Origin of the sequence: Rhodanobacter panaciterrae (genome assembly GCF_014651895.1) — a bacterium.
Lineage (GTDB): Bacteria > Pseudomonadota > Gammaproteobacteria > Xanthomonadales > Rhodanobacteraceae > Rhodanobacter > Rhodanobacter panaciterrae.
Genome location: NZ_BMXT01000001.1, coordinates 1,072,834 through 1,095,808, shown reverse-complemented (window position 1 = coordinate 1,095,808; position 22,975 = coordinate 1,072,834). Strand labels below are relative to the sequence as shown.

At 60.7% G+C, this 22,975-nt stretch carries 29 protein-coding genes; 6 read left to right on the top strand and 23 right to left on the bottom strand.

What is annotated here, in order from left to right:
- Positions 1–14: 14 nt before the first annotated feature.
- Positions 15–659, bottom strand: coding sequence for a TetR/AcrR family transcriptional regulator (locus IE071_RS05165; protein WP_229792757.1), 645 nt, complete (start codon positions 657–659; stop codon positions 15–17).
- 49 nt (positions 660–708) lie between these two features.
- The gene (locus IE071_RS05160) at positions 709–1,659 is read right to left on the bottom strand and encodes an alpha/beta hydrolase (protein ID WP_189440040.1); all 951 of its coding nucleotides are present in this window, start codon (positions 1,657–1,659) and stop codon (positions 709–711) included.
- A gap of 60 nt (positions 1,660–1,719) precedes the next feature.
- Between IE071_RS05160 and IE071_RS05155 the strand changes: the two genes are divergently transcribed.
- Both IE071_RS05155 and bhcC read left to right on the top strand, forming a co-directional pair.
- Entirely contained in the window at positions 1,720–1,890 is a 171-nt protein-coding gene (locus IE071_RS05155) for a hypothetical protein (protein WP_189440974.1), read from the top strand.
- The gene (bhcC, locus tag IE071_RS05150) at positions 1,859–3,010 is read left to right on the top strand and encodes a 3-hydroxy-D-aspartate aldolase BhcC (protein ID WP_229792756.1); all 1,152 of its coding nucleotides are present in this window, start codon (positions 1,859–1,861) and stop codon (positions 3,008–3,010) included. The genes IE071_RS05155 and bhcC overlap by 32 nt, the downstream gene beginning before the upstream one ends.
- A gap of 198 nt (positions 3,011–3,208) precedes the next feature.
- Here the strand turns inward: bhcC and IE071_RS05145 are convergent, their stop codons facing one another.
- From IE071_RS05145 to IE071_RS05120, 6 genes are all read right to left on the bottom strand, one after another.
- The gene (locus IE071_RS05145) at positions 3,209–3,973 is read right to left on the bottom strand and encodes a hypothetical protein (RefSeq protein ID WP_189440039.1); all 765 of its coding nucleotides are present in this window, start codon (positions 3,971–3,973) and stop codon (positions 3,209–3,211) included.
- 115 nt (positions 3,974–4,088) lie between these two features.
- Positions 4,089–4,796 carry a YceI family protein gene (locus tag IE071_RS05140; RefSeq protein WP_189440038.1) on the bottom strand — a complete coding sequence of 236 codons (708 nt, stop codon included), beginning with the start codon at positions 4,794–4,796 and terminating at the stop codon, positions 4,089–4,091.
- 184 nt (positions 4,797–4,980) lie between these two features.
- Complete coding sequence (locus IE071_RS05135; RefSeq protein WP_189440037.1) at positions 4,981–5,517, bottom strand: DUF4199 domain-containing protein; 537 nt, start codon at positions 5,515–5,517, stop codon at positions 4,981–4,983.
- A 109-nt stretch (positions 5,518–5,626) separates the two neighbouring features.
- Positions 5,627–6,040, bottom strand: coding sequence for a response regulator transcription factor (locus IE071_RS05130; RefSeq protein WP_189440036.1), 414 nt, complete (start codon positions 6,038–6,040; stop codon positions 5,627–5,629).
- A 112-nt stretch (positions 6,041–6,152) separates the two neighbouring features.
- Positions 6,153–6,581: a YlcI/YnfO family protein gene (locus IE071_RS16005; RefSeq protein WP_425503424.1), complete on the bottom strand. Its 429-nt coding sequence runs from the start codon at positions 6,579–6,581 to the stop codon at positions 6,153–6,155.
- A 7-nt stretch (positions 6,582–6,588) separates the two neighbouring features.
- A complete protein-coding gene (locus IE071_RS05120) occupies positions 6,589–7,044 on the bottom strand; it encodes a winged helix-turn-helix transcriptional regulator (RefSeq protein ID WP_189440035.1) in 456 nt (151 codons plus the stop codon).
- 136 nt (positions 7,045–7,180) lie between these two features.
- Between IE071_RS05120 and IE071_RS05115 the strand changes: the two genes are divergently transcribed.
- On the top strand, positions 7,181–8,053 hold the full coding sequence (locus tag IE071_RS05115) for an NmrA family NAD(P)-binding protein (RefSeq protein WP_189440034.1): 873 nt from the start codon (positions 7,181–7,183) through the stop codon (positions 8,051–8,053).
- 125 nt (positions 8,054–8,178) lie between these two features.
- Positions 8,179–8,505 (top strand): DoxX family protein, encoded by a 327-nt coding sequence (locus tag IE071_RS05110; RefSeq protein ID WP_229792755.1) that lies wholly within the window; start codon positions 8,179–8,181, stop codon positions 8,503–8,505.
- A 177-nt stretch (positions 8,506–8,682) separates the two neighbouring features.
- Here the strand turns inward: IE071_RS05110 and IE071_RS05105 are convergent, their stop codons facing one another.
- The 3 genes from IE071_RS05105 to IE071_RS05095 form a co-directional block, all read right to left on the bottom strand.
- Positions 8,683–9,198, bottom strand: coding sequence for a DUF2127 domain-containing protein (locus IE071_RS05105; protein WP_189440032.1), 516 nt, complete (start codon positions 9,196–9,198; stop codon positions 8,683–8,685).
- Positions 9,199–9,445: 247 nt separating this feature from the next.
- Positions 9,446–10,078, bottom strand: coding sequence for a class I SAM-dependent methyltransferase (locus IE071_RS05100; protein WP_189440031.1), 633 nt, complete (start codon positions 10,076–10,078; stop codon positions 9,446–9,448).
- Between the two features lie 328 nt (positions 10,079–10,406).
- On the bottom strand, positions 10,407–11,174 hold the full coding sequence (locus IE071_RS05095) for an SDR family NAD(P)-dependent oxidoreductase (protein WP_189440030.1): 768 nt from the start codon (positions 11,172–11,174) through the stop codon (positions 10,407–10,409).
- 108 nt (positions 11,175–11,282) lie between these two features.
- On the opposite strand from IE071_RS05095, the gene IE071_RS05090 reads away from it, so the two are divergent.
- On the top strand, positions 11,283–12,230 hold the full coding sequence (locus tag IE071_RS05090; protein ID WP_189440029.1) for a LysR family transcriptional regulator: 948 nt from the start codon (positions 11,283–11,285) through the stop codon (positions 12,228–12,230).
- Between the two features lie 226 nt (positions 12,231–12,456).
- Here the strand turns inward: IE071_RS05090 and IE071_RS05085 are convergent, their stop codons facing one another.
- The 3 genes from IE071_RS05085 to fabV form a co-directional block, all read right to left on the bottom strand.
- Positions 12,457–14,433 (bottom strand): nSTAND3 domain-containing NTPase, encoded by a 1,977-nt coding sequence (locus IE071_RS05085; protein ID WP_189440028.1) that lies wholly within the window; start codon positions 14,431–14,433, stop codon positions 12,457–12,459.
- Positions 14,434–14,838: 405 nt separating this feature from the next.
- Complete coding sequence (locus tag IE071_RS05080; RefSeq protein ID WP_189440973.1) at positions 14,839–15,399, bottom strand: hypothetical protein; 561 nt, start codon at positions 15,397–15,399, stop codon at positions 14,839–14,841.
- 44 nt (positions 15,400–15,443) lie between these two features.
- Positions 15,444–16,646, bottom strand: coding sequence for an enoyl-ACP reductase FabV (fabV, locus tag IE071_RS05075; protein WP_189440027.1), 1,203 nt, complete (start codon positions 16,644–16,646; stop codon positions 15,444–15,446).
- Between the two features lie 231 nt (positions 16,647–16,877).
- Here fabV and IE071_RS05070 point away from each other — a divergent pair, with 231 nt between their 5' ends.
- Entirely contained in the window at positions 16,878–17,411 is a 534-nt protein-coding gene (locus IE071_RS05070; RefSeq protein ID WP_189440026.1) for a dihydrofolate reductase family protein, read from the top strand.
- A gap of 152 nt (positions 17,412–17,563) precedes the next feature.
- On the opposite strand, the gene IE071_RS05065 is transcribed toward IE071_RS05070, so the two are convergent.
- The 9 genes from IE071_RS05065 to IE071_RS05025 all read right to left on the bottom strand — a co-directional run bounded on the left by IE071_RS05065 (position 17,564) and on the right by IE071_RS05025 (position 22,947).
- Positions 17,564–17,899, bottom strand: coding sequence for an antibiotic biosynthesis monooxygenase family protein (locus tag IE071_RS05065; RefSeq protein WP_189440025.1), 336 nt, complete (start codon positions 17,897–17,899; stop codon positions 17,564–17,566).
- Between the two features lie 115 nt (positions 17,900–18,014).
- A complete protein-coding gene (locus IE071_RS05060) occupies positions 18,015–18,521 on the bottom strand; it encodes a hypothetical protein (RefSeq protein WP_189440024.1) in 507 nt (168 codons plus the stop codon).
- Positions 18,522–18,622: 101 nt separating this feature from the next.
- The gene (locus IE071_RS05055; protein WP_189440023.1) at positions 18,623–19,027 is read right to left on the bottom strand and encodes a VOC family protein; all 405 of its coding nucleotides are present in this window, start codon (positions 19,025–19,027) and stop codon (positions 18,623–18,625) included.
- Between the two features lie 75 nt (positions 19,028–19,102).
- Positions 19,103–19,474 carry a glyoxalase superfamily protein gene (locus tag IE071_RS05050; RefSeq protein ID WP_268244952.1) on the bottom strand — a complete coding sequence of 124 codons (372 nt, stop codon included), beginning with the start codon at positions 19,472–19,474 and terminating at the stop codon, positions 19,103–19,105.
- Between the two features lie 44 nt (positions 19,475–19,518).
- Entirely contained in the window at positions 19,519–19,872 is a 354-nt protein-coding gene (locus tag IE071_RS05045; RefSeq protein WP_229792830.1) for a DoxX family protein, read from the bottom strand.
- A gap of 83 nt (positions 19,873–19,955) precedes the next feature.
- Positions 19,956–20,684, bottom strand: a complete 729-nt coding sequence (locus tag IE071_RS05040) for a copper homeostasis protein CutC (protein WP_189440020.1) — start codon at positions 20,682–20,684, stop codon at positions 19,956–19,958.
- Entirely contained in the window at positions 20,681–21,763 is a 1,083-nt protein-coding gene (locus tag IE071_RS05035) for a glycosylasparaginase (protein WP_189440019.1), read from the bottom strand. Before IE071_RS05035 ends, IE071_RS05040 begins: the two co-directional genes overlap by 4 nt.
- Positions 21,764–21,842: 79 nt before the next feature.
- Positions 21,843–22,046: a cold-shock protein gene (locus tag IE071_RS05030; protein WP_072756936.1), complete on the bottom strand. Its 204-nt coding sequence runs from the start codon at positions 22,044–22,046 to the stop codon at positions 21,843–21,845.
- A gap of 157 nt (positions 22,047–22,203) precedes the next feature.
- Positions 22,204–22,947, bottom strand: coding sequence for an S-methyl-5'-thioinosine phosphorylase (locus IE071_RS05025; RefSeq protein WP_189440018.1), 744 nt, complete (start codon positions 22,945–22,947; stop codon positions 22,204–22,206).
- Positions 22,948–22,975: the final 28 nt, after the last annotated feature.

Here is a 22,975-nt window from a genome sequence, read left to right as displayed (position 1 = left end):
CGACACGGCTGCACTCAGGCGCCAGCGGGAACGAGGTGTTTCAACGCCGCCTTCAGCAGCGCGTCGGAAAGCTTGGGGTCGTCGACAGCGCGCGCCATGACCAAGGCGCCAACCATCGTCGCTGCCGTGACCAGCGCATGCTCATGCGCGCCAGGCTGCCCCCAGTCGGGCGATTGACGGGCGACGACATCGATCATTTCCTTGATGCGGCGCGTGGCGGCTCGCCGTACCTCGGGCGCCTGACGTGGCATCTCCGAACCGAGGGCAGCTACCGGGCAGCCCATTTCCGGGCTTATTACGTGTTCCTTCGACAGATAAGCACGCAGCAGCGACTGTAGCGCCTGCCCCGACGGTACGGAGGCGGCGATGTGCGCCGATGCGGCGACAGCCTCGGCGCCAGCGCGATCCGCCGCCTCGGCAAGCATCGCTTCGCGCGATGCGAAGTGAGCATAAAACCCACCATGCGTGAGGCCAGCCTCCTTCATGATGTCGGCGACGCTGGTACCGTCATAACCACTGCGGCGGATAGCGCGCGCGGCAGTTTCGACGATGCGTTCGTGTGTGGCTTCCTTGGATCGGACGGCGGCTTTCTTCATATGATACACATCATATTTATTATCTACACAAAAAGCAAGACGATATCCAGAGTGGGTAACCATCGAAACGAACGAGGCTAGCGACCGTCCGCGCCGTTTGCTGATGCGACGATCATCGACCTGTCGCGGGAATCATCCCGATGGTGCTCATCCATGTCTCAGCCAAGGCTGGCCAGCGCGTGATCGGATCCGAGGTGGGCCTCAGCCCGAACGCATGTCCGCCGTGTGCATACAGGTGCATTTCCGTCGGCACGCCGGCCTTCTTCAGCGCCGTGAAATAAACCAGGGATTGCTGGACGCCGTCCACGTTGTCGTCTTCGGCCTGCACCAGAAACGTGGGTGGCGTTTCACGTGAGACAGGGACATTCGGATTCAACTTGCTGTCGTGGTCGACCGCGAGGTGCCCCGGATAGATGGGCATCGCGAAATCCGGGCGGGCACTTTCCTGGTCGGCGTCGTCGACGGGTGCATACAGGCGGCGCTTGAAGTTCGTGCTGATTTCCGCCACCAGATAGCCGCCCGCCGAAAACCCGATCACACCCACCTTGTGCGGATCGACATGCCATTCCGCAGCGTGATGGCGCACCAGTCGCATCGTTCTCTGGGCATCCTGCAACGAAGGGACCGACAGCTGGTAATTGTGCGGTCGGCAATCGCATTTCCACACATAGGGCACGCTCGGAACGCGATACTTCAGCAAGACGCAAGTGATGCCCTTGGATGTCAGCCAGTCACAGGTTTCGGTGCCTTCGAGGTCGATGGCCAGGATCTGGAAGCCGCCGCCCGGAAACACCACGACCGCAGCTCCCGTGTTCTTCCCCTTGGGCGCGTAGACCGTCATCGTGGGCCGGGTCACATTGGTCACCGCGGTCGCCGGCTTGCCGGCCAACAACTTGTCGCTCACCGTCGCCGTTTCCGGACCGGGAACAGGTTGTGCATCAGGCGCCGCTCCCGGCCAGATCGGCATTTGAGTGTTTCCCGCTGCGGGTTGCCAAACCGTTGTCGCCGCATGTGTGCTTCCGCATGCGGCCAACAGACACAACGCAATCGCCCAAAGCCTCATGACGCCCCTCCGTTTTGGCACTCGCCAAGGTTATGCGTTCAAGACAGGAAATCGGACCCGATGCTGCATGCCGCATCGGGCCTGCCGCAGCCGCTTCCGTGGATTTCTTCGGGCAAGCGCGTCAATGTCATCATCACCGGAAACCATGCCGATCCCGGCAAGCCACTTGAGAACCGCGGAGATTCCCGTGAACGCAACGATGGATTTCGCCGACTGCGAAGTCGGCTATGACATCCCCGCCCTGCCGGGCATGGACGAGGCGGACATCCAGACGCCCTGCCTGATCCTCGATCTCGATGCGCTGGAGCGCAACATCGTCAAGATGGGCAACTACGCGAAGGCACACGGCGTACGCCATCGCAGCCACGGCAAGATGCACAAGTCGGTCGATGTGCAGAAGCTGCAGGAAAGGCTGGGCGGTGCGGTCGGCGTCTGCTGCCAGAAGGTGTCCGAGGCCGAGGCGTTTGCGCGTGGCGGTATCAAGGACATCCTCGTATCGAACCAGGTGCGCGACCCGGGCAAGATCGATCGGCTCGCGCGCCTGCCGCGCTACGGCGCGCGGATCACCGTCTGCGTCGATGACGTGGCGAACGTGACCGAACTTTCGGCCGCGGCGCAAAAGCACGACACCACCATCGAATGCCTCGTCGAGATCGACTGCGGCGCGGGCCGCTGCGGCGTTGCCACGACCGGCGAAGCGGTCGCGATCGCCCAAGCCATCGACGCCGCGCCGGCCCTGAGATTCGCCGGCATCCAGGCGTACCAGGGCGCCATGCAGCATCTGGAAAACTACGCGGACCGCAAGGCCAAGCTCGACCACGCTATCGCTCTGGTGAAGCCCATCGTCGAGGGTCTGCGAGTGGCCGGGCTGACGCCCGAACTCGTCACGGGTGGCGGCACGGGCTCGTATTACTTCGAGACCGAATCAGGCATCTACAACGAACTGCAATGCGGCAGCTACGCCTTCATGGATGCGGACTACGGACGTATCCGGGACAAGGACGGCCAGCGCATCGACCATGGCGAATGGGAGAACGCGTTGTTCATCCTGACCTCGGTGATGAGCCGCGCGATACCCGGCCAGGCGGTCTGCGACGCGGGCCTCAAGGTGCAGTCGCTCGACAGCGGCCTGCCCGTCATCCACGGCCGCGACGATGTCGCATACATCAACGCCTCGGACGAACACGGTGTGATCGAGGACAGGCGCGGCGTGCTGCGCATCAACGAAAAACTAAAGCTCGTGCCCGGGCATTGCGACCCGACCTGCAACCTGCACGACTGGTACGTCGGCGTGCGCAACGGCAAGGCGGAGGTGGTCTGGCCGGTGTCGGCGCGTGGAAAGAGCTATTGACGCGCCCGCACCGCGATCGCTGCAGAAGGTCGCTAAGGATGGTCTGAATAACTCTTTGCCCGTCATTCCAGCGAAAGCTGGAATCCAGCGTCTTCAGTCACTTGCAATGGCACTGGATCCCAGCTTTCGCTGGGATGACGAGTTATTCAGACCATCCCTAACACGCGAGGATGCTCTCAACGCCAAACCGCCCCGGTATCAGTGACTATGCATGCCCGCAGGCGTTCCGTCGGACCACGTTGCGGCCCCGACCAGGAACACGAGGATGGGCGGCAAGCCTTTCATCTGGGCTTGTTGGCCCGGATAGAAGAACCAGTAGGGGCTGGACATGACCGGTGAGCCCTCAGCGCCGGAACCCCAATCCTTGCCGTCTTTGACCAGGGTGTCGAACATCAGATGAGGCATGTTGTGGTCCCCTTCGTCAGTCAGATACGACGATTTCGACATCATGTAATCCATGGCGCCGTTTTCGAGCTCCGGCAATTGTTTGTTCTTGTACGCGGCGTGGAGTGCCGACAGCATCTCCGCCTTGGAACGACCCGCCATCACCATCTTGGCGCGCAGATTGAAGATGGGGATGATCGAACGTGCGGCTTGGGGGTTCAGGCAATCGGCGGCCCTTATTTTCGGGTTCCAGAATTCCGGCCAGTCAAACGGCCCGCCCCAACTTCTGCCCACCACGCAGACAAACCCGTTCTTGCCTTCGACCGCTGTCTGGTAGCCCTTGCGCCCCAGCACCAGGACCGTAGCGTCACGGGAAATGGACTCCGGCGCCGCACTTCGCGCCAGGGCTATTTCGGCCTCCCGGTTCGTCATCAGGTATTGGTCAACCGGAGCCATCTTCGGATAAGACGGCGCCACACCAGACTTCTGCGCATCCTGCGACAGCGCTTGCTGCGATGCGCCGAACATCGCCAGTAGTACAAAGCTCATGACTTCGATGGCGCGCTTCGCTTTTTGCATGGGATTCCTCCTGACAACGGGTACGTTTCAGTCAGCCCGTGATGGGCGCTGATTGGCTGCTTTCACGATGTCGACGAACGGCCGAACCGGAATTCGACAAGTCATCGGAAAAAATTCAGTGGGGGCTGCCGGCAGCCGTCCGCAGCGGCGGCCCAGTGAATTCGACCTCAATGGACATGTCGATCAAGTCACCGACACCCATGGTTGTACCCGGAGCAGGTACGCCATATCCCATACCGAAATCCGAGCGCTTGAAGGCTCCACGTGCGGAGAATCCGACGCGAGCGTGCGGGTCCATGTCGGGCATTCCTGCATACCCACCGTTGTAAGTGCCCGTGAGAACCAAGGGACGAGTGACACCGTGCAGATCCAGGCTGCCCAGGATTTCAAACGACTTGGCGCCGGTCATCCGGATTTTTTCCGAGCGGAAGACGATCTTGGGAAACTTGTTCGTGTCCAGGAACTGAGGTCCCTTCACGATATCCGTACACATCTTCGGTGCCGCATCCATTTCCAACGACGCAGCGTCGACGGTGGCCACGAGCTTGGATGCAGGTAGGTTGCCTGGGTCGAACGTCAACGTTGCATCGAAGTGGCTGAACCGCGTGGTGTACGTCGAGAAGCCCATATGGCTCACCCGAAGTTGCAGACTCGCGTGGGACTTGTCGATCTGGTACACGCCGGCGGGAGGCGCAGCCATGACGGGCATGGCCGGTGGTGAGGACGCGTCGGCAGCACGGGACATCGCGCAATACACACCAAGCAAGATGGCGACCGAGCTGGCGGCAAGTCGCCGGGAAGCCGTTCGAATAGCGTTGTTCATGCCAAGTTGTTCCGTATAAGTTGAAGGGTCCCGATCAGGGTTGGCAATGCGGATGGCTGCTACCTGTTCTGCGGCCTGCACACTCGCGTCGGTCCCGTGTGTCGCACGCCTCAGCGGTGTATGCATCCATCCATCTATGCGACGAACGACTGATCGCTGAATCGACACGCAGTCGCAAAACGCCTCAACCCCGCCGCGCGGGCAAGAACCGGCTGTTGCGCAGCAGCCCTGCCGAGATCAGCGACACCAGCACGCCGACCGGGAAGATCTCCGCGAAGGTCATCGGCAGGCGATACATCGGGTTCGCGTACTGGACCTTGAACGCCTCCATCTCGGCGCTCAGCTTCGCCAGCGTCTCGGCGCTTGCGCCCTTCGCCTTCTCGCCCGCGATGATCGCGTTCGAATACGAGGTAGCGAAATCCATGTGCGTCATCGCCTGCACCGCTTCCCACGCGACCACGTAGAAGATCCCGGCGATGAAGCTGACGCCCAGCCCGACCCCGAGCGCCGGCCAGAACCCGATCACCCCGCCCCGGTCGACGTCGCGGTGCCGCTTGATCCCCACGAACACCGCGCTCAGTGCGATCAGCATCGTCGTGTAGCCGATCACCATGCCGTATTTCATCGGCGGCATCCCGGAGAACGCGACGAAGGTGACGAGTTCGAAACCGCCGACGACCAGGCCCGCGATCAGGCCGTACTTCAGGATGGTGCGCAACATGGTGTGACTCCTTGAGTGGTGGATAGGGCCGCCATTGACCGCGATCCGGCGCCATCCGGCAATCGCCCAAACAGGTGATTTCGACGTTTTCACCCCGAATAGGGCTGCTTCAGGGCACGATCCCCAGCTCGCGCGCCCGGCGGATCGCCTCGGTGCGCCGCTTCGCGCCCAGCTTCTCGAATAGCCGCGCCACGTGCGTCTTGATCGTGTTGGGCGAAATGTGGAGGTGCGCCGCGATCTCCTTGTTGGAGTGGCCGGCGGCCAGTTCATGCAGCACCTCCAGCTCCCGCTCGCTCAGGCCCAGCGCCACCTGCGCTTTCGGGTTGCCATCGAAGGCGACCGGCGCCGGCGCGGCGAACACCCGCACGCCCAGCACGATGCCGAGCACCAGGAAGGCCGCCGCGACCAGGAACAAGTAGACGTCGCCCGAATGCATCCGCGCCAGACGCTGGTAGTCGAGCCACTGTAGGGCAAGCGTACCCGCCGCCAGCAGCGCCCCGTAGCCGACCACCCGCTTCCACATCCCCGTCTCCGCTCGCCCCATGCGAGGTCATCTTAGCGCTGGTGCGCTAAGGCAAATTCATACAACCGTTCAAGGTCGGCTAACGCTTCCTCCGTGAAGCGGATCTTGAATGTCATGCCGAAGCTTTCTTTGCCTTGGCCAATCGCGCTTCAAGCTTTTTCAGCACGGCGCCAGACGAAAAGTACACGCCGGTAGCTTTGGCCTGATCACGCGAAGCCAAACCACGAGCGATGAAAGCGGCCTGTTCCTGGCGCTGCTGAATCTGCGCCCGCACCGCAGACTCGACAAAGCCGGACAGACTTTCCCCGTCGCGCAAAACTTCCTCTGCGGCGCGGCGCAGCACGGATTCAACCCGCAGCGAAGGGATGGTCGCGGTTTTCACGGAAACTCCAGATGCGATGCCATTGCGATTCATCTTGGCGCGATTCAACGGCAGCGGCAAATCGCCGGAGGAGATGTCAGCGACGATGCTTGGACGCAACGCGTGGGAAACAGGCTTCGACCCATGCGCTCGATCGCAAGTGGACGTGAAGTGGGTCAACCGAGCCTCATGCCATCTTCTTGTGAACCTTCGATCGAGCAGGAACAGCCTGACGTGGGACATCACCGGGCGTGCCGTCAAAGCGGGCGCGTGCGGCATGGATGTCGCCATGGCAACGGTCCGCCCACTCGACGAGGCTCGCCATCGGGTCCAGCAGCGACAGGCCCAGCGGGGCCAGACGATATTCAACGCTCGGCGGTTTGGTCGGGAAGACATGGCGCGTGATCAGTCCGTCGCGCTCCAGATCGCGCAAGGTCTGGGTGAGCATGCGCTTGGAAATGTCATGGACAGCGCGGTGGAGCTCACTGAAACGGTGCGGTCGCATCGCGAGAGCCATGATCATGAGCATGCTCCATTTGTCGCCGATGCGGTCGAGCACATCGCGCACCGGGCAGTGCACGGACTGGGACTCACCCAACGGATATCGGCTAAATCGTTCGATGGCGCTCGATGCGTTGCTCATGCGGAATTCCTCGAGATCTGCTGGTTACAAAAAACTGCCTCCTTACAGCCTGCGGAGGCGGTCTCTATAGTAGACCTACCCCAGGCCGGTCAGTTGGCCTTTGCATACAGAAACCACACAGATCAGGAGAACGCTCATGTTTTTAGTCATGGGAATTACGGGAAAAGTTGGCGGCGCCACGGCAAAACATCTGTTGGCGCAAGGCAAAGAAGTACGCGCCCTCGTCCGGAATCGTGAAAAGGCGGCGAAATGGGCCGACCAAGGCGTGCAACTGGTAGACGGCGACTGGAATGATTCGGCAGCCATCGAGATGGCGCTTCGAGATGTCGCAGGCGCGTTTGTCATGTTGCCACCGATATGGGCGCCTTCGCCTGACTACAAAGAAGCAAAGGCGGTGATTGCAAACTACGTTGGTGCGCTTGCCCAGGCAGCACCGCCGCGGGTGGTAGCACTCTCATCCATGGGTGCGAACAGAACCAGCGGGCTGGGGATGATCACGGCGCTGTCGCTTCTGGAGCAGGGATTTCGCGACCTGACATTGCCGATCGCTTATGTGCGCGCCGGCGGCTTTTTCGAAAACTTCCTCTACGGCTTGCATGTCGCCCAAGGTGGCACGCTCCCCGTCTACTACAACCCGACAGATCGGAAATCGACCATGGTCGCGACCGATGATGTCGGCGCCGAGATCGCAGCGCTTCTGACCGGGCCGGCGTGGTCGGGGCATCGGGTCATCGAGCTCGGTTCGATGGTCAGCGCGGATGACGTAGCGACGCAATTGGGTGAAGTCCTGAAGGTCGACGTCAAAGCTTTTGCTGTCCCGCGGGCCGGGTGGCCGGCGGCGTTCGAGCAGATCGGCATTCCGAAGGGCCACACGGGACCGGCCGAAGCGATGTTTGACGCCGTCAACTCCGGCTGGATGGACCTCGGGGTCGAGGGTACGGAGCACGTCCCGGGCACCACATCCGCTCGCGATGTCTTCGCGGCGGCCCAGGAGGCCGCTACAGCGTAGGTTCGCGGATCAGCGGTGGGATGTGAGTTTCGGAATCCATTCCGGAGATTCGCATCCCATCGGCAGCAAACTCATCATCTGAGGTCGCACCAATGTCTAAAATCTCCTGGCGCCAAGTCTTGCCCTTGGCCCTTGCCGCTTTCTTCGTCGTGGGTTCGCTCAGCAACATCTTCGCCCCGGGATCCATCTACCAGGAATACCTGAAGTGGGGGTACCCGCACTGGTTCCATTTCGTAACCGGATCGCTGGAACTCACCGCTGCCATTCTGCTTTTCCGGACGCCGAGTCGCCTGTTGGGCGCGGCGCTCGGCTGCACCGTCATGCTTGCCGCCCTCGCGACCGTCATCATCCACGGCGAATACGCGCATGCTGTGCCACCACTCGTCGCGGCGACATTGTCATTCGTGGTCGGCTGGATAAGCTGGCGCAAGCGGCCTACCGTCTCAGCGTGACTGACAGCACCACGACGGGGAAGCTGCGAGACATTGGGCTCGGCGGATTTTTTATGGAAACTGTCGTGCCGCAGGAAACTTCTCTCACTAGTTCGTACCGAAACAGAGGCAGGGTCGACTTTCCATGCCGTCACCCTCAAAGAGGGTGCACTCTGACCCGGGTTTTGCAGGGTCCGATCACCCGGCTGAGCGAGATTGCCGTGACTGCAGGGCGACGCGTACCAGATACGCGACGATCGCGATGTTGGCGATCAGCGCAGCCAATTTGAACCCGCTGAAACGGTGCACCGCTTCGTAGATTTCCAGCGGCACCAGCGAGCCGGTGGCGACTACCGTGAACCATTCGGCCCAGTACTTCTGCAACCACAGCCCGATGCCCTCGGTCGCGAAGATCGCGGCATAGGCCAGCGCAACCAGTCCGATCGCCACGAACTTGCTCGGGCCCATCGACTGCAGCTTCTCCACCAACCTCCAGCGCAGGCCGTTGCTGTCGCTCAGCGACAACTGCTCCAGCCAGTGCACCAGATGGTCGAAGTTCTGCGAGCGCTCCAGATGGAACGCCGCGATCGCCACCAGGATCAAGCCGATGGTCTTGGCGGCCTTGTACACCGCGATGACACGCAGCCACCCATGGTTGCGCGGCTTGTGCGTATCGGTCGGCCCGGCTTGGGAGTCGCGGCGGATATCGGACATGGCAAGACATTCCGGGAATCAGAACCCGAGTGTGCTTTTGCTGGCGTGAACAATCGATGCAGCATCGGCGGCCACCGTTCGTCCGGCTCAGCGCGATTTCAACCTGAATTCTTTTGGACCGTTGCCCGCTCACGTCGTGCTGCCGGGTCCTTGGACGTGCGATCAGGTGAACGCGCACAACCAATTCGACTTAACTTCCTCCCTCCCTGTTGCCGCCTTGCCGAAGTGGGCACGAAGCCGGGACCTGTCAGGGCTTCACGAACCGATAGACGAAGCGATCGGTCTCGCCCTTGATCGAGGGATCGAACACCTTGATCGAGTGCGGATCGTCCTTGTTCGCGAGCATGGTGCTTTCCGCATCCAGTACGAAGCCGGCCGCCTCCACCTCCTCGCGAACGGTGGCAGGCTCAATCCGATGCAGCGACTGGGCGTCGCTCGTGCCCGTCCCGACGGCGGCGGCGTGGTCTACGATGACGTAGGACCCACCGGACTTCAGCCGCTCGTAGACAGCTCGATTGAACTCCGCTGCCGTCGCGCCTTTGGCCTGCATAAGCGCGGTGTGGAGATCGTGGTAGAACAGGTGCAGCCACAGGACATCCGCTGGTTGCGTGACCTCCGGCATCGCCACGAGGTCCACCGAGACGGCTTCGACGTTCTCTCGGCCCGGCTCTTTCGCAAGCGTCCGCATGCCGCCGACCGGATCGTTCTTGAAGTGGGCGACTTCGGCCGGCACGAAGCTGTAGACCCGTCCTTCGGGTCCCACGATGTCGGAGAAGAGACGGGTCCAGTCGCCATCGCCTGGGTAAACGTCGATGACGGTGGAGCCCGCCTCGACTCGTGCGAACCGGATCAACTCGGATTGCTTGGTTTGGTTGTACATAGGGATCTCCTTTACGGTTGGGTATTCGACGAGCGTACGACGTGCAAGGCAGCGGTCCACGGCTTATTCGCCATAGACGGCGAAGAAAGCCGCCAAGGCCGGCGCTGCGCCGGCGCGGACGCGTTCCTTTGAGTGGCCCGCGCCAGCGCCTGCGTATCAATGTGCTCCCGGATGTTCGTCAGCTTGCCGTCCGGGACGGTAGTGGCAAAGACGAAATGGTCCTCGGCACCTCCTCGGAGGCCTTCAGATATGCGGCCGCCACCCCAGCTCGTGTCGCTACCAATGAGGACGGCGTGCCCGCAAGTCCAGCCACGGAAACGCGCCAGGGTTAGCCCTGCGCCATGCCCCCATCGACGGGAAGATCGATACCGGTGATGTAGGAACTTTCATCGGAGGCGAGGAACGTGACTGCTGCGGCGATTTCCTCGGGCGTGCCCCTGCGGCCCATTGGGATCTGCGTGATGAACTGCGCGGCTGCTTGCTCGGCCTGTTCAGCGGTAAGGCCCGTCGTCGTCGCCAAGGCCGGGGTGTCGATCGCTCCGGGGCTCACACAATTCACACGGATCTTTCGGTCTATCAATTCCTTGGCCCAGCCGCGCGCGAAGTTGCGCACAGCCGCCTTACTCGCGGCGTAAGCGGTAAATGCCGGAAGCCCGAGCACGTTGGAGACCGAAGAGGTCAGGATGATCGAACCGCCGTCTTTGAGGAGGGGGAGGGCCTTCTGCACCGTAAAGAACATTCCCTTCACGTTCACGTCGAAGGTCTGGTCAAAATGGGCCTCACTAGCTACCGCAAGCGGTGCGACTGTCCCCGCGCCCGCGTTCGCGAAGAGAACGTCGATGTGACCATGTTTCTCTTTCACGACAGCAAAGAGCCGGTCCAGATCTTCGAGGCGCGACACATCGCCCACGACCGTCGTGACGTTTCCCTTGATGGAGGCGGCGGCCTCCTTCAGCTCTTTCTCTCGTCGCCCGGTGATCACGACGTGCGCACCTTCTTCCACGAAGCGCTTGGCTGTGGCCAAGCCAATCCCGCTGCTTCCGCCTGTAATGACCGCAATTTTTCCCGCCAGTTTTTGTCCACTCAGTCTGTTCATGTCATGCATCCTTCGTTTCTTGTTTAAGGTCCTGACGAAGATGGTTCTGTTGACACATCAATACAATTGACGAAATATGTCTTAATAAGATCTGTTTTTTGGATATGTATGCTCGACAACGTCACCATCAACCAACTGCGTTCGTTCGTTGCGGTATGCGATCAGGGAAGCTTCTCGGGTGCAGCACGGCAACTCGGTCGCGCGCAGTCGGCCATCAGCCACGCGATCAAGGCGCTGGAGAGCGCCTTCGATGTCGAATTGTTCGATCGCAATACACGGAAGGCGCAGCTCACCGCAGCGGGACGCAGCCTGCTGCCGGACGCGCGGGCGGTCATCTCACGCACGGAAGAAATGAAGAGCCGCGCCGGCTCGATCGCCCGAGCCGGCGCACCCCAGCTTTCGGTGGCGGTCGATGTCTACTTCCCGCGCGCACACCTCATTGACGGTTTGCGGACGCTGCAAGCGGAGTTCCCAACCGCAGCGATCAACCTGCGCATCACGACCATGCAGGGCGGCGAGAGACTGGTGCTGGAAAAGGTGTGCGCGCTGGCCATCACGGTCGAGAACGTACCGGAAGTGAACCCGGATGCCATCGAACGCCACTGGCTGTGCGATGCACAGATGGTGACGCTATGTGCGCCATCCCATCCCCTCGCTTCAATACCGAAACCCGTCCCGCAGGACGAGTTGAGTCGACATGTTCAAATCGTCGTGACGGACAACCAACCGGAAGCGGAGAAAACCCAACAGGGCGTTGCCGGCAAGCGGCTGTGGCTGGTCAATGATCTCGGCGCCAAGCGTGACCTTCTCAAGGCCGGTCTCGGCTGGGGACACCTGCCGCGACACCTCGTCGGCGAGGATCTGGCAAAGGGAGAGCTCGTCGAACTTGAACGCCGCGCCTGGCACCTTGGTCCGCTCACGTTCGTGATCTCGCAACGACGGGGTCATGACCTCTCCCCATGCGAGTCGCGGCTGGTCGAGCTTCTTGGCAAACCTCAGTGCATCCCAAAGGAAGCCAGACCGCACCCCGTTTCGGGCAAGGGCGCAAAAACATGAAGGCCCCGCGCAAGTAACAGCGCGCCCCGCTTACAAGCCCAAAACGGCACAAGAATGGTGTCAAGGAAAATTCGGCCGCACCAAACGCCATGCGGCAGGACATCAATACAGGCGGAAATTGTCCCTGACACTTTTCCCGCTCCCATGCCGGTCAGTTTTCGAACAGAGGCAGAGTCGACTTTCCAAGGCATGTGCCTCAAGAAAGTGCACGCTGACCCAGATTTCGCTATTCGTCGATATCGCTAAATATAGATCTGCATGTTGCTTCCTCAGCGATAGCTGCAGATGGAACATTGGTGAAGAAACTTTCGCTTTCCTCTCGTGATTTGCGCGCCTCGACCTGGGTCTTCGCCGCCTCAATGTCGTTATCGAGATCATCTAGGCGGTCCCTCATGCGCTCATCACCCTCGACGATCCAGCGCACCTCTCTAACGAAAGAGCTGACGCGTTCGAATTGATCGTCGATATCCCCATCAGCGTCGGCGTTACTCTCGAGATTGGCTATCTCCGACGGAATCGTATCCTCAAGCATTCCTACAAGTTCGATCGTAAGTGTGATCAGTTCATGAGGACGAAATATTGCCAGAATATTTTCTTCAGAAAGATAGGAAGCGTCGAGAGAATGGTGCACGGCATTCTCAAGGGCCTGACGTGTGTCCAACCTTAATTCTTCGTCGAGCAAGTTCATGGAGAACGCGGTCGCTCGAAGTAGAATTTCCGCATGCCGACTGATCACCATCCATGGACTTGGCGATCCTTTCCGATTGAGCAAGTGCGGAGACAAGTGAAGAACTCGCTCGACGACGCTCCTTGGTGCTCGTCGATTCAGGAACTGGAACAGTCGTTCGTTCAATTTCCCTTCGTCTGGAATCTCAAGTAAGCGGCTGATCAAGGTTTCAATGCTGGAATCCGGAACTACGACGGCGTCATCCACGGTCGGCGCACCCTCGCACACGGCTTCCGCCAACAAAGTCTCGACTTTTGCGCCCCTAAGATAGAGTTCGACAAGGTCCGGTCTGCCACTAAGGATGCTACTCACGGCGTCTGCAAAGGTGGGATGCACAAAGCCCCAGCACATATCACCGCGCTCTTCACGCTTAATCAGGAATGCTCCCTCGAGTTGTTCTAGTGCCAAGGTGACGGCCGAAACGGACGTCGCGTATTTCTCGGCCACAAGCTTGCACTCTTCGCCTGCAACACCATAGACAGGCAAACGGGATCTTGCCAGGAATACCAACGTCATGGCGGCTTGCTGAGCAACAACGAGCTCTCGAATAGTTCCCTTCAAGAACTCCTCGGGCTCACGGACAAAGCGTACGAGGTCTTCGGGGAGCGTCCGAACTGCGGATGTATAGTTTGGATCCCCAAGTCGGCGCGCTATTTCCGGAAGCAGACTCACCTGCTCAGCCAACGCGGGAAGATGGGGCTTAATAAGCGTCTTCCAATTCTCGGGTTGCTGGCCCGCCTTCACGTGGTTGTATAAAATCTGCTGCCGCTCCTCAGGCGAAAGTTGACCTACATTTACGATCGACTTCCCGTTGGCCAACAGAGGATGATTACGAGTACCCAACTTGTGCTTGGCCTCGTTCCAGATATGTGTTCTGGAAGTAAGAATGAAGTGGTTCCCCTGCTCGATAGCGGCCTTCATTTTCGGCATGAACTCGATCCATGCGTCGACGTAATCATCGCGTAGCTGATTAGGTCCAAATGCGTCATCAACCCAGAAAAGCTTCCGCGGTTCGTTGGGATTCCAGCGCGGTCTCATCTCTAGTGGCCCTTCGCACTTGATGCATTCCAGGTGATCGGTATCAATAGCCATCGTCGCGAGGATGGCGGCGAGCATCGATTTGCCAGTTGCCGGAGCACCCAATAGAAGAACAAGCTTGTGGCTTCCCAACGTTCGCACTGCTGTTCGGTGTGCAAAGGTAGGGACGTATACTTTCAACCCAGGAAGCAAGTGGCCTAGCAGAGTTCTTGTTTGGGATGCAGACCTTTCATCAACGATGGCAGAAAGGTCTCCGAGCCCGTAAACACGAGGCACGAGGGCGCGCAATCGTGCGCTACTCTTGATTTCACTAGTAAGCCATTCACGGCCAAGCACATGAGCCTCGCTAACACCCGCAGCAAGAAGCCGTTTTCGAATTGCTGCCGCAACGGGAGCATCCACACCCATGCTAGTGATGAAGTAATAGGTGCTTGCCATACCATCTGCTACTAGGCTCTCGACACTTTCCAGTTCGATTGCTATGTCACCAACCTTCAGTCTGTGATCGGACTTGCTGCTAAATTTGCATTGAACAGTGGCTTCTGCGTGGCCATCCTTCGTGGGTAAGAGGAATACAGCGTCTTGCCCACCATCTTGTGCTTCCCTGTAAATGGACACAGTACGACCAAACGCTTCCTCGCATACTTGGGCGCACAAGTCCTGAAATGCCTTCCATCCGAGTGTATGGAGGGCGAAGTCAACTTGGTATGCGTGGGCACGTGGTGGAGAGTTTGGCATAGCAATGAGTCCTATAAGCCCGATTCAATAGCGCGCCACGAACGAGGTCAGGTTCACTTTCTCACAATGGTGAGCGAGTCTGTCTCGGTATCGCATCCAAAACTTCTACCCAGCTTTCAGAACGATTTTAGACATGCCTTGCGATGCCAAGAGCTCAATGAACTCAATCAGCGCATCTGCTGGCGCCGTTCCGAAATCAGCGGTCAGGAACCACCACTCCCCATTCGACTCGACGGGACTGAACGAGTGGACTGCCCCACTCAGTCCGTCTAGCCCCGTGCCTCCACGATCATCGACATCGAGCCTGCGAGTGATCCAATCCTCGATCTGGCTCTCGCTCTTCGGTGGCTTGTCGAACACCACTTGCACACTGCACCAGGTGAACGGATAGACCTCTACCTGGAAGGCACCGAAGTTGTATCCCGTTGCTTCGAACGCAGGGTCGGTATCAATGCGAACTTCGCTTAGCTGCGGAGCACCGTCATCACCCTTTGACACGATGTCAGCTCGAACGTAGCGATATGGATAGGGGATCTCGTCGTTGTTGATGGATATCAGCAGCTCTCCGACCACATCACTACCGCTGGCAGTCAGCCTCGCCTTCGTCTCAGCGTAGAAATCCACATAACGCTGCCGCTCCGCGGCAATGACGGCTTCAATGCCCAAGTTTCCTCCTCAGCTACGTAGCTACGACGGCGACTTGCGCGATATCAAAGTTCGATGCAATCAAACCGCCGATCCGCGTCCACCTCGGCGTCATAGTCCACGTCCGCCCGATCAAACCCGAACAGCTGCAGGAACTCGTGCTTGTAGCCGGCGTAGTCGGTGATCTGCTTGAGGTTTTCGGTGGTGACGGTGGGCCAGAGGGTCTTGCAGGGGATCTGCACGTCGTCGCGCAGTTCCCAGTCGTCCAGGCGCAGGCGGCCTTCGTCGTCGGTGGGTGCGGGGGCGCCGTCGGCGCGGTAGAGGCGATCGTGGAACAGGCGGTTGGCTTGTTCGATCGGGCCTTCATGGATGCCTTTCTCCTTCATGATCTTGAAGGCGATGGACACGTACAGCGGGATCACCGGGATGGCGGCGCTGGCCTGGGTGACGACGGACTTCATCACGCCGACGTAGGCGTCGAGGCCGGGGTGGCGGCTGCGCAGTTGCTTGGCGGTGTTGTCGAGGTGCTGCTTGGCCTGGCCCAGGGTGCCGTGCCAGTACATCGGCCAGGTGATCTCGGTGCCGATGTAGCTGTAGGCGACGGTCTTGGCGTGCTCGGCCAGCACGCCGGCGGCGCTCAGCGCGTCGATCCACAGCGCCCAGTCCTCGCCGCCCATGACGGTGACGGTGTCCTTGATTTCCTGCTCGGTGGCCGGCTCGATGGTGGCCTCGATCACGGTGTCCTTGTTGGTGTCGACCGAGGTGTTGGTGAACGGCTGGCCGATGGTCTTGAGCGCCGAGCGCACCACTTCGCCGGTGTCCGGCAGCTTGCGCACGGGCGAGGCCAGCGAATAGACCACCAGGTCGATCGGGCCGCCCATTTCGTTCTTGATGATCTCGATCGCGCGGGCGCGGGTTTCGTTGGCGAACGCGTCGCCGTTGATCGACTTGCTGTACAGGCCGGCCTGCTTGGCCGCCTTGTCGAACGCGGCGGAGTTGTACCAGCCGGCGGTGCCGGTCTTCTCCGCGCTGCTGGGCTTCTCGAAGAACACACCGAGCGTGGCCGCGCCATAGCCGAACGCGGCGGTGATGCGCGAGGCCAGGCCGTAGCCGGTAGAGGCGCCGATCACCAGCACGCGCTTCGGGCCGTTGCCTGCCGCATGACCCGCGGCCTGGGTGACCTTGATCTGGTCGAGCACGTTGTGTTCGCAACCGACCGGATGGGCGGTGATGCAGATGAATCCGCGGACTTTGGGCTTGATGATCACTCGGGTGGCTCCTGCTGCTGTTCGGCAATTCGCCATCTTAACCAAGCTGAGGGGCCATGCGCTGCCGTAGGGAGCTTCGGGTAGTGTCTAAGGTTCAATCTCGGGATTGGGGAAACGGACCTCGGGTTATTGGCCACACCGACGATGCGGCGCGCAGATGGTGTTCAACCTCACCTCCGCGCGACAGTCGGCTCAAGCTATTCTGAAGAACGTGGAAGGGAGATTTGCAGCATGGCAAAACTTGTCTACGGATTGAGCCAGTCCCTCGATGGCTACGTCGACCACATGAAACTTGGGCCGCCTCCGCTCGCGGCCTTCCGCCACTTCATCGAGCTGGTGCGTGGCCTGACGGGAGTCGTCTACGGTCGCCACATGTACGAGATCATGCGTTATTGGGACGAAGATCTTCCTGATTGGGACGCGGAGGATCGCGACTTCGCGGTGGCATGGCGAAGCTTGCCGAAGTGGGTCGTGTCGCGTTCCCTCAAGTCAGTTGGCCCCAACGCCACCCTTGTCTCGGATGACTTCGAGATGGTGATACGCGGGCTGAAGGCTGAGCTGGCTGGCGAGATTCAAGTTGGCGGACCAGTCCTGGCGCAAAGCCTGACCGACGCCGGTCTTATCGATGAGTATCAACTCTACCTCCGCCCCGTCGTGCTTGGTGGTGGCACGCCATTCTTCGCCGGCCCCCGGCCGCCGCTCCACCTGGTCGCCAGCGATTTAATCGCCGATGACCTGATTCGGTTGACGTACGTTCCTGCTTGATCGCGAGACTTGCCCGACGGAATTGGCGCTCAGAAGTTCAAACGGAGACGATACCGAGCTTCGAGTGGTTCGTTTCTTAGTTCGTCATCTCGGCGGACCCACAAAGGGGGCAACGGTCGGGATCGCAGTTGCTGCTACGGAAGGCCGGGTGCTCAAGCGCCATCATGCGCAAGCGGGACGAGGAAGTCCGCTACCGGCTCGAGGATTATTTCCGGCAGGCTTTCGGCAATGGCCTCACGCAGCTGGGCCCAGGCTTCCGGATCGACCGAGGGACGAGCCAGACCTTCCGCCTTTGCCTCGGCCGATGGCCACTGGGTGTAGCTGTACCAAATATCGTCGGGCCCACGATGCAGACGTGAGCCCAGTGAGCCTCGTTCGCTCACCAGCAATGGAGTCACCCGCGACCAGGCCTCGATAAAGCCTTGCTCGGCCCCCGGGTGCAGGCGCCAGCGATAGATGGCGCAGAAAACAGCACTAGCGTTGCTCATGTCATCTCACTTCGTCGTAAACGGCGCATGCAGTTCGCGGCGCCAACGCTGGACTTTGGTGACGGCGTAGCCGTCCATCTTGAACGAGGCGTCAGGCACTTGCCTGGTCAACCCGCTATTGCTTGCACTCTGCTGTCACTACGGGTTCAAGATAAGCAGGGAGCGACCCGTCTGCCTCCTTGGCCAGAAGCTCATCGAATCGAGGAATGCGGGCCTTGGGATCACTGGCGAGGAGTACCTGATAGACCTTGAGCATGCTGCGCATACCAGCCAGTTGGCTTGGCTGAAGCGCGCCCTTTTGCGAGGGATTTGCGATTTGAAAAGCGGCACTGCCAAAAATGAACTGCGCCAGCAACTCCGGTGCGTTCGGCACACCATCATTTGGCAAAGGTGCCAGAACGCCGGGGCACACGTAATCCACCACGTCTTTTGTCTTGTCTTCCCAGTCGTACATCAATGCGCGAATAGGCGGAGCATGCTCGCTGCGTGGTTGCTCCTCCAGAAATTTGGTAAGGCCGACAATTTGCGAGGTGCTCACCTTGAGGTCACCCTCGCCAGCGGCAAGCACGGAAACCGAAAAGACGGCAGTCGCTGCAGCGACGATCAGAATTGCAAAACGCATCGAACTATCCCCTAGAACTAATGCTGGAGTTAAGCGGCGCCGAAGCTGCCCGCCTTGAACGAATGACTAGCCCGCATAGTCTCGTGTTTGATCCACGCGGATCACTTCTCTGCCAGCATGGCGCTCATGTGGAAGAGCCCCCACCCATGGCCGTCCGGGTCGACAAAGCTGTGCGAGTACATGAAGCCCAGATCTTCCGGCTTGTCGTAGGTCGAACCGCCCGCAGCGAGCGCCTTGGCCACGAGACCATCTACCTCTTCACGACTCTCGCAATGGAGGTTGAGCAAAACCTCGACGGCCTTGCTCGTGTCGCAAATGGCTTTGGGCGTGAACTCACGAAACCTGGCGTGCGTGGCCAACATCACGAAAATCGTGTCGCTGACGACGATGCATGCGCCAGAGTCATCGCCGAACTGCGGGTTCCGTGAAAAACCGAGTGCCTCGAAGAAGGCAATGGACTTCGGCAGGTCGGCGACCGGGAGGTTGACGAATATTTGTTTGCTCACGGTTCTCTCCTATGTGTCGATGTGTGTGTGGATATTCGTTGCGGCCTCACCGCAGTGATCCGTCCGACCGAATAGCTACGCCGCATCACTTGTTTCGCCACCGTTTTGCGTTAGCGGAAAGAGCAGTTCGTTGCCATCGGGATCATCAATCTGAATCACATCGTAGCCCCACCAGGAATTCTTGCCGGGGATGGAGCGCTCGGCCATTTCGCGCTTGAAATCCACAATGCCATCGCGAGTGAGCTCTACAAACAGGCGCGCCTTGTCGCTACGTCCAGCATCCTCGCAAAGGATGATCTCGCAGCCCGCGCGGGCCACCTGACATACCTTGCCCTGCCCATCGCCTTCGTGCCACGCCTTTTCGAAACCGAGCATGTCGACATAGAAGTGCAGCGCACGATTCACGTCGCTGACGAAGAGGACCGGTCTTGAATACCATCTATGCATGGCTATCCCCGTTGCTCGGTGTAACGTCTGGTCTGGTCTGGAGTTCACACGAATGGCGTAGGAACCAGACGACCATACGCGATGAATGCCATGACGAGGCCCAGCACGCCGCTCATGATGATCGATGTGGTCTCGCGATATTTGACGTGCACGCCGACGAACACCAGGCTCTCGACCGCCAGCATCGCGGCAGCCACGATCGTCAGCTGCGGTTGCCAATGGAACGCGGCCGGGACGATGAGCCCGACCGTGCACACGAGTTCCACGATGCCCAGCGTCGTCCATGCTCCGCGCGGCAACGCGCCGAAGGACGGCACGTCATGGCTGATCTTGTCGAACATGAAAACCTTCATGACGCCCGACGATCCGTACAGTAGCGCGGCGAGGATCTGCAGCACCCACAACAGCATGTTCATCGTGTACCCCGCGGTTTCTGCTTCGGCCTGACAAACGGCCTGATCGCATAGTCAAATGATCGCACTCAGTGTCCCGGGCTGTTCAAAGCGGCGGCGATGCTTCGTATCTGTTCGACATCGCTACGCAGTTCTCCACCCTGCATGTCCTTCAGCAATTCTGGCTGCCATCGCATACCGGATGGATGCTGGCGTTTTGCCGATGCATGGAACTCGCTCGCACCGGTGATCTCGCGCAACTTGCCGATATTTCCCGCGTCCACGCCTGCGCCCGGCATCACGGTGATGCGACCGGCTGAGCGTTCGACCCATTGACGAATCAGCGCGGCTCCCTCCAGTGCACTGGCCTGCCCGCCCGAGGTCAGCACGCGTTCGCAACCGAGTTCGATCAGGTCGTCCAATGACGACAGCGAATTACGCGTGAGGTCGAAGGCGCGATGGAAGGTGACGCCCATGTTGCCGGTGGCAGCGATCAGTGCGCGGCAGCGTGGCATGTCAACCTTGCCATCGGCATCGAGCATGCCGAACACCACGCCGTCGCAGCCCAGCGCCATGCAGTTCTCGATGTCGCGCTGCATGACCTCGCATTCGAGGTCGCTGTAGAGGAAGTCGCCGGCACGTGGGCGGATCAGCACGTACAGCGGGATGTGCAGGCGCTCGCGCGCCAGCGCGATCTGCGCGTGCGACGGCGTGAGGCCGCCCAGTTCCAGCGCGGTGCAGAGTTCAACCCGCCCTGCTCCGCCCTGTTGGGCGGCCAGTGCGGACGCGACCGAGTTGGCAGCGATTTCCAGTATCACGAATAGCTCGTGGTGTAGACGCTTTGCGAGGGAATCAGGCCATCCTGTTTCTTCGCGTCGCACACGGCGTAGGAGAAGCCGTGCTGGATCGCATACGCGCCGACTTCGCCCGCGCGGTTCAGCGCCAGGAAGCCGACCTGCAGGGTCTTGGAGGCTTCGCGGCGCTTCTTGACGATGCGCATCACCGCTTCCTTGCAGGCTTCGTGCGGAGTGCGTCCCTGGCGCATCAGCTCGACCACGAGGAAGCTGCCGGCGTTGCGGATCACTTCCTCGCCGACGCCGGTGGAGGTGGCGCCGCCGATCTCGCCGTCCACGTACAAGCCGGCGCCGATGATCGGGCTGTCGCCGACGCGGCCGCGCATCTTCCACGCCATGCCGCTGGTGGTGCAGGCGCCGGCCAGGCGGCCCTGTGCGTCGATCGCCAGCATGCCGATGGTGTCGTGGTTGTTGGCGCCGCCGGGCATGCCGGTGCTGCCGCCCTTGCCGTAGTCGTGCACTTCGCTGTTGATCGAGGGTTGGTACTTCGCCGTCTTCAGCCATTCGTGCCAGGCCATTTCGGACTCCGGCGTCAGCAACTCCTCCTTCTTGAAGCCCTGCTCCAGCGCGAACTGCAACGCGCCTTCGCCGACCAGCAGCACGTGCGGCGTGCGCTCCATCACCCGGCGCGCAACCGAGATCGGATGGGCGATATGTTCGAGGGCGGCGACCGCACCGCAGTTGCCGTCGGCATCCATGATGCTGGCGTCGAGGCTGACGTGGCCGTCGCGATCGGGATAGCCGGCCCTGCCGACGCTGTGATTCTTCAGGTCCGACTCGGGCACCTGCACGCCGAACTCGACCGCATCCAGCGCATGGCCGCCCTTGCCGAGGATCGTCCATGCCGCCTGGTTCGCGGCGATACCGAAGTCCCAGGTCGAGACTACCCGTGCCACTGTCGTTGGCGGCGTTCGGGGTGCCGGTCCGGCGGCCAGCTTGCCACTTCGGTTTATTGGTCCGGCGGCCAGCTTGCCGCCCCAGGCCAGTATCGAAGCGGAAGCGCCCAGTACGGAAGCCTTGAGGAAACGCCTGCGATCAGTCATCACTTTCTCCAGCTCACAAAGCAAAAACCCCGCACAGGATGCGGGGTTTCATTCTTGCTGTACAACGCTGCCTGGCTGATCAGGCGGCTTCGACCGCCGACGCCTGGGCGCCCTTCGGGCCCTGGGTGATGTCGAACTTCACGCGCTGACCTTCCTGCAGGCTGCGAAAGCCCTTGCTGGTGATCGCCGAAAAATGGACGAAGACGTCCGCCCCGCCGTCCTCAGGTGAGATGAAGCCGAAACCCTTGGCGTCGTTGAACCATTTGACCGTACCGAAACTCATTGCGCGAACCTCTGGATCCATGGAATGGGTGCGCCAGGCTTCGCGCTGAACCACGTGCTCCCCTCGGTTCGCCGCCCTGGCTGGCGAAAAGTAGCAATATGTGAAGGCCCAGCGCAATATGAGAGATACCTGGGCCATGCAAAGCCGGACGCCGCGCTCAGCTTTTCAGCATGGCGGCGAGGATGCGCGGCACTTCGGCGGTGGCTGCTGCCAGATGCGCGAAGATTTCCTCGATGCTGATCTCGGCCTCGTCGCCGCAACCGGCGGCAAAGTTCGCGACCAGCGCCAGACACGCGTATTCGAGCGTCAGCTCGCGCGCCAATGCGGCCTCGGGCATGCCGGTCATGCCAACCAGATCGCAGCCGTCGCGCTTCATGCGGGCGATCTCGGCACGGGTTTCCAGCCGCGGCCCCTGCGTGGCGCCGTAACAGCCGCCGCCGATCACCGCGATGTCCGCCGCGCGTGCTGCTGCCAGCAAGCGCTGACGCAGCGACTCGGTGTACGGCTCGCTGAAGTCGATGTGCTTCACCTCGGCGCCGTCGACATCGCAGAAGCTGGTGTAACGACCGTGGGTGTAGTCGATCAGCTGGTCGGGCACCACGATCACCCGCGGCCCCATGTCGCCACGGATACCACCGACCGCATTGACGCCGATCACCCGGCGCGCGCCGAGACTGTGCAGCGCCCACAGGTTGGCGCGGTAGTTCACGCGATGCGGCGGCAAGGTGTGGCTTTCGCCGTGGCGTGCCAGGAACGCAAGGCGCTTGCCCGCGAAGTCACCCATCACCACGTCGCCGGACGCGCGGCCGTAGGGTGTGTCCACGCTATGGCGCGACGCGTTCTCAAGGCCGGGCAAGTTGTACAGGCCGCTGCCGCCGATCACGGCCAGATCAATATTCACGGGTCAATCCTGCTCTCGATGGGTCATG